Below are 11607 nucleotides of genomic sequence, written 5' to 3' on the forward strand. Positions count from 1 at the left end.
ATTTCAAAAAAGATACCTTAGGGGCCTTTGGCCTTGTGAGCCGCAATGAGAGCGTTAACGGCTCGGTGGACATTCTGCTGAAGCTGAACCGGGTTGTAAAGAGCCTTGGTCGCGGTCAGCTTTTCTTTCAGTTCCTGCGAGATGGAGGACTCCATAAGCCGCTGGTACGGGGTCTTTAGGTCCTTATCGTAGGTCTTCACGGTTTTCGAACCCACGGTTGATTTGCTGAGCAATTTTTTGTTAGGGACAAAGAAATTGAAGAGCGGGCAGAGGTAAGCATAGACGCGGCCGAGAGCCTCGTATTCCTTGTCGGTATCGTAGCGGGCAAGCCCAATGTAATTTCTGACGAAGGCATTGTTCTTCTGTTCAGCGAAACAATTGTCGTTACTGTGGTGGGCCCTGCTTCTGGTGAGCAATACGTTGGCAAGATTCCTGGCGGTCTTTGCCAGATTGACGGTATCCTTGTTGATAAACTCGCTGCCGTTGTCGGAGTGAATTTCGGAAACCGGGAAGGGGCTATGGTCCAGCATGAACTGCAACCAGGAGATAACCCACTGATGGGCCTTGTTGCGCAGGGGGAAGAGGAATATCCAGCCGGAGGCGACATCGGTGGCGGTGAGCGTGAGGCAAAATATGCCCGAATCGGCCCATCCACAGTGGTGTACGGTGTCTATTTGGCAAAATCCGGGGGTAATCCGCTCTTCGTTGGTATAGCTTATCCTGACGAGAATTTGGCGCATGAGCGACTGATCCCCCAGCCGGGTCCCGCTCAAGCCCTTGCCGCGCAGCGCATCCTTTTCAGCCCTGAGCCTGCGGTCAATCTGGGCCGGGCTGATGGCGACAAGCTGTTCTTTGATTGCAGGGGTGAGGTGAAAATCCAGCTCCCTGCTTTTCGCAAGCAGGCCTATGGATTCCCGGATCAGGGGTGCAAGATATTTCCCGCATTTCCACCAGTAGAACGCCCAAATCTTTTTCAGGGCTTCGATGGTGTCATCGCCATACGTAGGTTTCCCTGTGCGATTCCATCTGCGTTTCGGATGGGTGCTTTTGAGCTTGACAGTTCTGCCTGCGATTACGGCCAGTTTCACCATATCAAAATGCCGCAGCAGTTTGACCGCGTATTTCCTTTGCCGGTACCCGGTCGCGGCGAGAAACTCATCCAGGATTTGGGTCTTCTCTTTCTTCTGTTTTGCCCGCCTATACCTCGCTGCATATTCCTTCGTCAGCTCCAATCGTGTACTCATGGATACCCTCATTTTGACCTCCGTCCCTTGCTCTCTGACGGTATAGTCTGTTATTTTTGGGTATCTTTTTTAAAATGAGGCACAGCCCCTTTTGGGTATCTTTTTCAATGAGGCACTGCGCCCACCGTGATGCGCCACGTAAAAAACGAACCATAGGAGAACCGATGCGCCATGTTAAATTCTAACCATGACGCTGAGCCCCGCGACGCGGGGCAATAGCAGGCACATCATGGGCGGAGTTGAGCAGATGGTCAAGCGCCTTATCCATGAGATCCCTTTGAGCAACAATGGGTATAGTACCCCTGAGTTTCAGGGCCTCCTGTTTAACCCGAATTTCCTCAAGGGCCTCCTGGAAGGGCTGTTCCAAGAGCCGCTGGAAGGGCGTTTTGGCGGCGTCATAGTGACGCTTTTTCTTGGCGCCGACCCGCTCGCAGCTGATTTGTTTCATGCAAGGGTAATACAGGTTAAGGAGGGGGTCGTAGGCTGAGTAGACCGCCTGGAGAGCGGCTACCCCCTCATCGCCCTCGTAGCGCGCATAGCCGATGATCTTGCGGACAGTGGCGTAGTTTTTCTGTTCGACATAGCAATTGTCGTTTTTGTGGGTGGGACGGCCCCGGGTGAATTCAACGCCATGGGCTTGGCACCACTTGTCAACGGGCTCGTTGATGAACTCGCTGCCGGTATCGGAATGGATGCCTTTCAAGCCCATAGGGAGGGTTATACGGGCCATTTGGAGGGCCTCTTTGACCCAGAGGGCCGCCTTGTTTCTGAGGGCGAAATGGACGGTCCAGCCGGTCTTCACATCGGTCATGGTCAGGGTGTAGCAAAACTCGCCGGAAGGATTGCCGCCATCGTGCTGGACCAGGTCGATTTGGAAAAAGCCGGAGGATCGCTTTGCGTAATCAAACCAGGTGACGATGGGGATAGCGCGATGGAGGAGGCGGACCGGTTTTGTCCCACTGGTACCGTGGATTTTCATCTGCTGCTTTGGTTTCTTGAGCAATCGGTCGATAGTCCGGGGGCTGATTTTTTTGAGCTTTGCCGCGACAAGGTCTGACATGGCGTAGGGTTCTACCTGCCGTATGATGTCGAGGTTTTGCTGCAAAAAGGGTGCGAAGAGCTTTCTGCATTGCCAGTTGAATGTTCGCCAGAGGAAAAGCAGCATGTTCGCCACCTCTTCGTCGTAATAGGGCTTGTAAACACGTTTTTTCCGGCTCTTTTCGACGACGTTGACGTTCAGCGTCTCGCCGCCGATGCTGCGGAGCTGGGTTTTCCCGACGCGGTTCAGCTTAAAAATCGCGTATTTCCGACTTTTGCTGCCGGTAAGCCTGAGATATTCATCCAAAAGGTTTATTTCAGCCTTTTTCGCTTGCCGGTACCTCGGCGCATATTCTGCCGTAATCTTTTTCTTTTCCGCCATAGTAAACCCCATCCTGTTCCTCCGGCTTATGCCGAAAGTAGTGTGTCCGAATGGTTAGATTTTTACTTGGCGCATTCGTTTCCCTATGGTTTGATTTAACATGGCGCAATTCGCCCACTTGACAAAAGGAGATTTTCGTGTATAATGAAGCAACCAATCTTTTATTAAAAAAGAAAAATGTTTCAGAATATATTATTGGAGACATTAGTAAAAATAACAATATTAATTTTCTAAGATTATTATTAGCCTATATGGTGGTAATATTTCATTCAATGTCCTTATCTGGTAATAAATATCCATTGGGAAAACTATTTGACGGGCATATTGCCGTATGTGGATTTTTCATAATAAGTGGTTTTTTAATTATAAGAAGTTATTGGTCCTCAAAATGCCTTAAAGATTATTTGATTAAACGTTGTAAAAGATTATTACCGGCATATTGTTTTGTAATAATAATTTGCATGGTTGGATTGTCATTAATGTCAAATTTATCAGCAGAAGAATATTTTAGATCGCAACAATTAATAAAATATTTTATTGCCAATATATTTTTTATGAATTTTTTGTACCCTTCGTTGCCAGGTGTATTTAGTGGAAATCCAGTAAATGGTTCATTATGGACTATAAAATTGGAAATAGGTTTTTATATTATAGTACCTATAATCGCATATATATTAAATAAGTGCAAAACAAAAAAGCGAATAAATATATTTTTGGCTTGCTTGTATTTATCTGGTTATATATATAACTTTATATGTTTGTATATGGCAAAGAAAATGGAAAATAGATTTATTGAAGAACTTGCACATCAATTACCCGGGTTTATTCAGTATTTTGCTGTTGGAATATTTTGCGTAATAAATTATAATTTCGTCCGTAAATATGACAAATTTTTAATTATACCCGGAATAATAATATTGGTATTGTATTATACTATTGGTAATGAATATTTATTGCCTATAGGGTTGGGGATAATAATAATGTATATAGGTTTTAATTTTAACAAATTAAATAATATCGGCAAAAATGAGGATTATTCATTTGGAGTATATATATACCATTTTCCAGTAATTCAAATATTAATAACATTAGGGTATTTTAAATTAAATAAATATATAACATTAATAATTGTAATGGGAACGGTATTTTGTATGGCATATATATCATGGAATATGTTGGAAATGAAATTCTTAAAAAGATAAGTTAAAAACAAAATACAACTTCGCATAATCAGACTGTCGATTTAATCAGTTATAGGACATTATTTTCTTTAAATTATTTTAGTAAACAGCAATAGTGTTGTTAGTTTATATTTTTTCTGGCAAAAGGTTAATTATTCATCCGGTTAAGGAAAATCAACCTTCCATAACCCCCTATACCCCATATCGAAGGGCCAATGGCTGTCTACATTTGGCAATATTATGGACCATGCAGAATAACAGCCATTGGATGTTTACTTTTATCTTCGAGCGGAGCGAAAACCGGTTCATATCTTTGCAGTAGGTAATATCAGCAAAGACCGGTTCAATTATCTGCATCCTCCTCGAATACAATTCTCGATAAGCCGGATCGTCTATCTTTTTCCTCATCTTGTCGCTGAGGTTTTCAGCATATTTTGAGACCGGCAGGTATAAAGTACGCATATGGGTTTTCCCTCCGCGAGAAGCAACACACCGTGAAAGGAATCGGCAATTCTTGCAATCGGCAGGGGAAGCCTGGTATTTATCGCCGCTATTCCGGTTGAGTTTGATAAATCCTTTATGAACGAGTGTTTTTTTATTGGGGCAAAGAAAGGTATTATTTTTTTTATTGTAGGCAAAGTCCTGGGCAGTAAACCGATTAACCGTATGGCCTTTCCGGTTGTCAAAATACGGATCGCGCCTACGGAATTGCTGATCAGGGATAAGTACCGAAATATTTCTGTTCTTTGCTTCCTGTAAATTATTCTCTGAAAAATAACCGGTATCCCCTGTCACCAACGCTTTCTTGAGCGGTTTTTCTTTCCCGGTTACCGTCTGCATATTTTCCTCAAGGGAATCCAACATGGCAGGGAAATGCTGGCTTTCACTGCCGCTTCCAAAGGCTTCTGCTGAAACAATGACTAGATGGGCAGAATCAGCTATTGCAATACCATTATATCCCTGGATATACCTATGTGGACTTTTAATTCGGGCGCTCTCGGGATCGGTGATATTTGACTGTACTTCCCCAACAGAACCGCCAAGACGGGGTTCCGCGGTTTTAAGAAACGTATCGAGCTTGGCTATTTTCTTTTCAATGCGGTCTATATGCCGCTGGCGTCTTTCAGTATCATCTCCCATGGTCTTGCAAAAGGCTTTTGTTTTTCCCTTGAAGAATTAGCGGACGTTCGATCTAATTCTTTATGCTGTTCAATTATCCGTCCTGCTAGTCTTTTGAGGTCGGCTTGTTTCTTTTTAAGTTCCGCAATACTGCCGGACCATTCCCGGGAAGCGTTGGAAGGTAATTTACACCCGTCTATGGCGAACATTTCACCATTTATTAATCCTAATTGGCCGCATTGAATCAATATTTGAGTAAACAAGTCTTTTATGGCATCACTATTTGAGGAAATAAAATGGGCAATAGTATCATGGTCAGGTTCTGCATCTGCGGCAAGGGCTTTAATTACGATATTGGTTTTGGCTGCCTGTTCAATAGGCCGGGATGTGATAATCCCCCGTGAATAACAATAGAAGATGATTTTTAATAACGCAGCAGGTTTATACGCAGGCGCTCCCTTTTCATCATTGTCATATTGAAGATCGAACAGAGAAAGGTCTGTACGGTCTATAAGATAATCGAGAGTCCATTCAAAGGAACCGGGAATAAGCTGGTCCTTGAGGCTAACATTGAGAAATAAGCTCTGCGAGGGGTCCTGGTATTTATAACGTGCCATAATGGCACATAGTATAGCATGGTTATTTTAATTTGTCAATCTACTTAATGAGGAAACATGCGATATTATCACAGTAATACTGCTTTATAATTAAATCGACAATTTCAACAGGACTGTATATGCTTCGCCGCCAGTAGGCGGCTCGGGCTACAACCGGAACGTCTATGAGAAAAGTCAAGCAGAAATTTGATAATTTTATTGAAAAACAATATTATTTCTTTCAAGAAGCTTTTTGTATTCCAGTATCTTTTTATCGTGAAGCCGTGGGTTAATAAAGCGGTGGTATTCGTTCTTCTTAAGTACCTGATATATATCGGTAAATACCCTCCGGCATAAAGCCATTCGAATAACTCCTTTTTTCTTGTAAATGCTGAGCCTCCCATACCAGGCATTTAATTTCTTGTTTGAATCCCTGAAATGGTTAAGAGACTGGGAAAGTAACGTAATTGATAGCTTCCTTCCCGCCTTATTGGTGGATTTAATAATCGTATGCTCATTGGAACTTTCCGCCCTGGAGGCGCTTCTCGGGTATGAAGCGAATTTCTTTGCGTTTTTAAAACGGGAAACATCAATAATATCGGCAATAATGGCAAGGGCAGTAATTACACTTAAGCCGGACAGGGAGGAGAGAAGATCAATCTCTTTCATAAAAGGCGCTCTGGCAATCTTAATCTTTTCTTCCAGAATGTCAAAAGAGGATTCAAGCTGCTCAAGAGAGCCCATACATAAATTGATCTGGAAAGAAAGGATCTGGTCCTGGGAAATGGCACGGATGGCTTTCCTTGTTTTCTTCCCGAAGATATACTCCTTGATAAAAGGATACAGGTTCTCTTTTAAAAGGGAATGGATACGGTTTTTGGTTTGAGTAATCTGTTTCCTGATAATCCTGTAACTTGCAAAGAGGGAACGCAAATCGCTGATTTCCTTGGGAGGAATCGTAACTCCTACAATAAGCTTTTCCCCACCCAGAAATTGGAGCTTGAGCATCCTGGCCAATTTGTCAGCATCAACCTTGTCCGTCTTTTTATCCGACAGATTGATATTTTTAAGCTGATAGGTATTGGCGATAATGACTTCCTTAACTGCATGCTGAAACAGCTTTGCGAAAGCAAAGCTGTTTATGGTCGCTTCAATAAGGACAACCGTATCCAGAGTTAAAGTCTTATGGAACTCCTTTAGATCATCCGCCTTGAGCTCGAAAGTCCTCATGGTTTTTTCCCTGCTGCCTTCATTCAGATAACAGCACGTAAACCGATTAGTGTGCAAATCAATTCCGACAAATTGCATAGAAACCCCCTAACAAATAAAATTTAGATTCGGAAGAAAACCGGTATATTACCAAATGTCTATACGGGGTAATAATGTGATTAGGACTATTCCCCAAAAAACAATGCGGTTGCCGGCTGTTATTCGTTAGTACGGGGTCAAGTTACCTTGCCTCAGTTCTGGCTACAACTAGCAATCGTTCTTACCGAACTGCTTTTAATATACCAGCTTCCGCATCTTCTTTCATCATAGCTTCGTTATGCGAAATGCCCTATCCGTTAAAAAATAATAAAAAAGACTTGGCATTATGATAAATATGTAATACTGTGAAAAAAGAAAATACGTTCCATAGGGGACTTGACAAAAGGAGATAAATATGGTTAATAAAACTAACCAAGAAGGTCCTGTAAAAACAGTTACCAATTTGCGGGTATTTGTAGGTGATTTTGCAAATATTTGTATAACAATTACGAATAAAATATTATCAAAAATTATGTTTGTAATGTGTTAAAATGCGGGATCCATTATGGAAAAGAAGGAAGTTTATTTATGGATATGATTATATTAGGTTTTCAACTTTAGAATTAGTCTCGCATGAAATATATGAAAATAATATGCAGAGATGTGTTGCAGAATTAGTGTGTATAGAGGAGATTTCGCACGCTGCATAAACGAAGCCTTTCCCGTGAAGGATTTGACCAAAAAAATTTGGCGGAAGATGCAAAATCAAATTTTTCTAAAAATTCTAAAAAGCTATTTTCAAATACAAGTGTTAATACCGTATTAAAAAGGATGAGATACAAAAACAACTGTATAATAAAGCAGGGTTGGTTTCCAGAAACGATAAAGAATATTGAAGCAACATTTGCTTTTGTAAGTATTGACTGTGATTTATATGAACCTATATATAATGGTTTAAAATACTTTTTTCCACGTTTAAATAAAGGTGGGTATATATTTGTGCATGAATATACAAGTTCAATTTATAAGGGTTCAAGAGAAGCTGTAAAAATATTTTTAAGCGAAGAACATACTGCACATTTATTTCCACTGACAGATCAGGGTGGGACTGGTATAATCAAAAAATCGTGAGGCACAATACATAATATATTAATTGTCAATAGATAAATTATATAATTGAAAGAAAGCACAGAAAAGCGTGCCTAGCACCAGATGACTGGCACCAAACGGCGTATCCGGGAAACCGGGTACGCCGTTTTTTTTGGGGGGGAGGGGGATGGTGTGTTAGCCAGTGGCGCCACCCGCTAACATATGGGCAAACACATGTTCTACCTGCACCAGAATGTGTGATTTTGCTTTATTGTTCCTCTTTTGCGTCCACGATACTTCCACTATACGTGATTATCTTCCAACTGCTTGGCAAATCGGTAGAATCTTATTCTCCCACCTTTTGCATCTTATAATTAACCAAGATTCTGTTTTACCATTCGCAGGTTTATTTCTTTCAATTATGACATATTTCTAAAATATGTCATAATTGAAAGAGTTTTTCGGATATTTCTCCCTAAAACGCATTGACGGAAAATACGCAATATTACTACTAGTGTTGTTTTTTCTGCTCTGTATTTTTTCTCTCTATCATGGCAAAGGTGACCCCGGAAATTACCAGTGCTGCGCCCGCCCATTGGATGGGGGTGAGCCGGTCGCCCAGGAGAAAAAATCCTGCTATGGCAGTTATCACGGGAATAAAATTGATGAAAATCGATGAGATTGCAACGCCCAGGTCTTCCAGGGACTGTGCGTAGAGCCAGTACCCCAGGGCGGAACAGCAGATCCCCAGAAAAACTACGTGGAAGATTACTGGAAGTCCCGGCATGGCCCAGCGGGAATGTTCGGCGATAGAAAAGGGAAGGAAGGCGATGAAGCCGAACACGCTCTGCCAGAACACGATGTGTATCCGGGAACAGCGGGCAAAGAGGGGCCGGGTGAGGAAACAGTAGGCCACCCAGCTCAGGGCGGCGCCCCCCATGTAGATGTACCCAAGTATGCTGCCTGAAACTGAGAAGGAAGCCCCCGCTACCAGCCAGACCCCGGCGACTGAGACCAACGCCCCCAGCCAGCGCCAAAGGGCGATGTGTTTTACCGCCCCGAAAATCCGTTCCGCTACCAGGGTGAGTACCGGGATAAAGGCGATAGTAATAGAAGCTTCCGAGGCGCTTACCAGGGAAACCCCGTTGTTTTCGCAGAAAAAATAAATGGTGACCCCGAATATTCCCGCCCCTGCAAGTAAGGGCAGGTCCCGGAGTATGAGTTTTTCACCAGGGGCCATTTTTTGTTTTATAAATACCAGGAATACCAGGGCTACGGCGAAGCGGAGGGCGCCGAGGGTCATGGGGGGAATTACTGCCACCGAAACTTTTATGGAAATAAAGGAGAATCCCCAGAAAAGGACACAGATGATGATTGCCAGAAGGGCTTTTTGCTTAACAGTCATGATCCAATCATAGTCTATGGTTGCACAAAAATCACTGTCCGGGCTATGCTTTTTGGTAATGGAAACTCCTTTGAAGATAGTCCTGGCAGCGGTTCACCTGGAGGAAGGCCCCGATGCTGTTCCCCTGGGCGCCGCCTCAGTTGCCTCCGCCCTGAAAGCCGCCTTCCCCGGTAAGCTGGCGATCACCCTGGCCGAAGCCTTTGTCTCCCAAGGGCCTCAAGTACTGGCAGCCCGGATAAAGGCGGCGGACAATGCGCGGGAAACTCTCCAACTAAAGTCGGCGTTGCAAATAGCGGCGGCAGGCTTCTCTGTCTACAGTTGGAACCGCACGGTTATGATAGAAGCCGCACAGATACTGCGCACTGAAAACCCCGGCATATTCCTCTTCTGCGGCGGCCCCGAGGCGACCGCCCTTCCCGCCGGGCTTGCCCGTTCCGAAGGCGGCCCATTTGACGCGGTGATAGCCGGGAAGGGGGAGGTGGCTGCGGTGGAACTTCTGGGCCGACGGTTTTTCGGAGCGCCGCCTGAGGCTGCTGCACCGGACCAAGCTTTAGATGCGCTTCCTCCGGTGGAAAGCGAGGATGAAGGAGCCGCAAACGGGCTTGCGGGGCTGCCCTCACCATGGCTAGACGGAACACTGGAAGCCCGGGGAAGGGAGGGGGTGCTTTGGGAATTGGCCCGGGGCTGCCCTTATTCATGCACGTACTGTTACGAATCCGGAGGATTCGCCGAGTCCGGAGGATTTGCTGCATCCGGGACAGAGAAGCGGGTCCGATACTTTCCCGAAGAGCGGATCAGGGAAGAGCTGCGAGTTTTTGTGCGGGCCCAGGTTCCCTACGTGTTTGTCCTAGACCCGACCTTCAACAGTAATAATAAGCGGGCCCTGGGGATACTCAGGATGATCCGGGAGGAAACCCGACAAAATAAGGGGCCGCCTACCCACTGGCACTTTGAGGTACGGGGGGAACTCTTGACCCGGGAACAGGCTCGCAGTTTTGCTGCTTTGGGGGCGTCCCTCCAGATCGGGCTCCAGACCGCCGATTCGAAGGTGGCCGCCCTGATAGGCCGCAGTTTTAATAAGGGCCTCTTTGCTTCCCGGATCGGGCTGCTCAATGAGGAGGGGACGATCTTTGGGCTGGACCTCATCTACGGCCTTCCCGGGGATAGCCTGGATGGATACCGGCGCAGCCTGGACTTTGCCCTGTCCCTGTACCCCAACAGCCTGGATATGTTCCGCCTGGCGGTGCTGCCCGGAACCGCCCTCTTTGACAAGGCCGCCGAGTACGGACTTGCCTCTGACCGGGACGCGCCCTATACGGTCCGGTCTACGCCGGGTTTCCCCGGGGAGGATTTGGACAAGGCTGCGGCCCTGTCCCATGCGGCGGATCTGTTCTACAACCGGGGCCGGGCAGTGGCTTGGTTCAACCAGGCACTGCGGCCCCTGCGGATAAAACCTTCGGCTTTTCTTGCGGGCTTCGGCGGCTTTGCCGGTTCCGATGTCGCAGGGAAGGGCATTGAGGAAGCGCAGCTTGCCTGGCTGGAGCAAAGCTACCGGCGGGCGAAGAAGGAGCCGGTCCTTCCGGCGCTGCGGGACCTGGTCCGGTTTCACGGCGCCTGGGGCAGGGCTCTGGCGGAGGGGGCCGCTGCGGATATTGCGTTTAGCTATCACCCCGATGAGGTGCTGGGGGAGCAGGCTCTGGATTTGGAAGCCTTTGCCGCTTCGGCCCGGCCACGATCAGTGCGGGTCCGGGTGCGGCCGGGGAGTAAGGGGCCGGAGCTTGAGTGGGGATGAATGAGAGAGGGCTAGGCAAAAAGGCGCCCCTGAATGGGCAACTCTATACCATAAATAGTCAAAAAGATCCGCTAAAGGTCCCAAAAGGCCATCATCGATTCAAAAGGAGAAAGCCCAATAGAAAAGGTGACTGTCACCGTTTCCCAGTAGTGCAGGCATCCTTTCCCTTTAGGCGTACCCCTTCCTCCTTTTTATATACGGTTGCCCTAAATGGCGCCAAATTCCGCTTGACTTTTAATAAACTTGAGGTATATTTAGTTTATGAAACTAACGTATACCTATTGGCAGGAAAAAGATGGGTGGTTTTTAGGGTATCTTAACGATTGGCCGGATCATTGGACACAGGGAAAAGATTTACCTGAACTTGAAGTAATGCTTGCGGATTTATATGAAATACAACAGGAAGAAGAACCCAGAATAATACCCGAAAGAAAACTCGGAGAACTTATCGTAGCAATCGCATGAAAAATGGAGCTTTAATAAAGATCTTGATGGATCATGGGTGTATATTTG

10 protein-coding genes are annotated in these 11607 nt (G+C 45.7%); 4 read left to right on the plus strand and 6 right to left on the minus strand.

Going from position 1 to position 11607, the window contains the following annotated elements:
• Positions 1-17: 17 nt before the first annotated feature.
• Both TREPR_RS01235 and TREPR_RS01240 read right to left on the minus strand, forming a co-directional pair.
• Positions 18-1244 (minus strand): integrase catalytic domain-containing protein, encoded by a 1227-nt coding sequence (locus TREPR_RS01235; RefSeq protein ID WP_169313397.1) that lies wholly within the window; start codon positions 1242-1244, stop codon positions 18-20.
• 181 nt (positions 1245-1425) lie between these two features.
• Entirely contained in the window at positions 1426-2664 is a 1239-nt protein-coding gene (locus TREPR_RS01240; protein WP_169313398.1) for an integrase catalytic domain-containing protein, read from the minus strand.
• 137 nt (positions 2665-2801) lie between these two features.
• Here TREPR_RS01240 and TREPR_RS01245 point away from each other — a divergent pair, with 137 nt between their 5' ends.
• Positions 2802-3866, plus strand: a complete 1065-nt coding sequence (locus TREPR_RS01245) for an acyltransferase family protein (RefSeq protein ID WP_015706455.1) — start codon at positions 2802-2804, stop codon at positions 3864-3866.
• 171 nt (positions 3867-4037) lie between these two features.
• Here the strand turns inward: TREPR_RS01245 and TREPR_RS17725 are convergent, their stop codons facing one another.
• The 3 genes from TREPR_RS17725 to TREPR_RS01255 form a co-directional block, all read right to left on the minus strand.
• Positions 4038-4985, minus strand: coding sequence for a transposase (locus TREPR_RS17725; protein ID WP_052299683.1), 948 nt, complete (start codon positions 4983-4985; stop codon positions 4038-4040).
• Complete coding sequence (locus tag TREPR_RS17730; protein WP_052299684.1) at positions 4949-5581, minus strand: transposase; 633 nt, start codon at positions 5579-5581, stop codon at positions 4949-4951. The genes TREPR_RS17725 and TREPR_RS17730 overlap by 37 nt, the downstream gene beginning before the upstream one ends.
• A gap of 195 nt (positions 5582-5776) precedes the next feature.
• Positions 5777-6868 (minus strand): IS110 family RNA-guided transposase, encoded by a 1092-nt coding sequence (locus tag TREPR_RS01255; RefSeq protein ID WP_015706456.1) that lies wholly within the window; start codon positions 6866-6868, stop codon positions 5777-5779.
• 687 nt (positions 6869-7555) lie between these two features.
• Here TREPR_RS01255 and TREPR_RS18070 point away from each other — a divergent pair.
• The gene (locus TREPR_RS18070) at positions 7556-7939 is read left to right on the plus strand and encodes a TylF/MycF/NovP-related O-methyltransferase (protein ID WP_015706459.1); all 384 of its coding nucleotides are present in this window, start codon (positions 7556-7558) and stop codon (positions 7937-7939) included.
• A gap of 469 nt (positions 7940-8408) precedes the next feature.
• Here TREPR_RS18070 and TREPR_RS01260 read toward each other — a convergent pair whose 3' ends face one another.
• On the minus strand, positions 8409-9302 hold the full coding sequence (locus TREPR_RS01260; RefSeq protein WP_015706460.1) for a DMT family transporter: 894 nt from the start codon (positions 9300-9302) through the stop codon (positions 8409-8411).
• 58 nt (positions 9303-9360) lie between these two features.
• Here TREPR_RS01260 and TREPR_RS01265 point away from each other — a divergent pair, with 58 nt between their 5' ends.
• Positions 9361-11094 carry a B12-binding domain-containing radical SAM protein gene (locus TREPR_RS01265; RefSeq protein WP_052299774.1) on the plus strand — a complete coding sequence of 578 codons (1734 nt, stop codon included), beginning with the start codon at positions 9361-9363 and terminating at the stop codon, positions 11092-11094.
• 261 nt (positions 11095-11355) lie between these two features.
• Complete coding sequence (locus TREPR_RS01270; RefSeq protein ID WP_015706462.1) at positions 11356-11559, plus strand: hypothetical protein; 204 nt, start codon at positions 11356-11358, stop codon at positions 11557-11559.
• Positions 11560-11607: the final 48 nt, after the last annotated feature.

The sequence above is a fragment of the Treponema primitia ZAS-2 genome (genome assembly GCF_000214375.1).
Lineage (GTDB): Bacteria > Spirochaetota > Spirochaetia > Treponematales > Breznakiellaceae > Termitinema > Termitinema primitia.

Coding starts and splice junctions, on each gene's coding strand:
- TREPR_RS01235 (WP_169313397.1), bottom strand. CDS start 1,244: ATGAGTACACGATTGGAGCTGACGAAGGAATATGCAGCGAGGTATAGG.
- TREPR_RS01240 (WP_169313398.1), bottom strand. CDS start 2,664: ATGGCGGAAAAGAAAAAGATTACGGCAGAATATGCGCCGAGGTACCGG.
- TREPR_RS17725 (WP_052299683.1), bottom strand. CDS start 4,985: ATGGGAGATGATACTGAAAGACGCCAGCGGCATATAGACCGCATTGAA.
- TREPR_RS17730 (WP_052299684.1), bottom strand. CDS start 5,581: ATGGCACGTTATAAATACCAGGACCCCTCGCAGAGCTTATTTCTCAAT.
- TREPR_RS01255 (WP_015706456.1), bottom strand. CDS start 6,868: ATGCAATTTGTCGGAATTGATTTGCACACTAATCGGTTTACGTGCTGT.
- TREPR_RS01260 (WP_015706460.1), bottom strand. CDS start 9,302: ATGACTGTTAAGCAAAAAGCCCTTCTGGCAATCATCATCTGTGTCCTT.
- TREPR_RS01265 (WP_052299774.1), top strand. CDS start 9,361: ATGGAAACTCCTTTGAAGATAGTCCTGGCAGCGGTTCACCTGGAGGAA.
- TREPR_RS01270 (WP_015706462.1), top strand. CDS start 11,356: ATGAAACTAACGTATACCTATTGGCAGGAAAAAGATGGGTGGTTTTTA.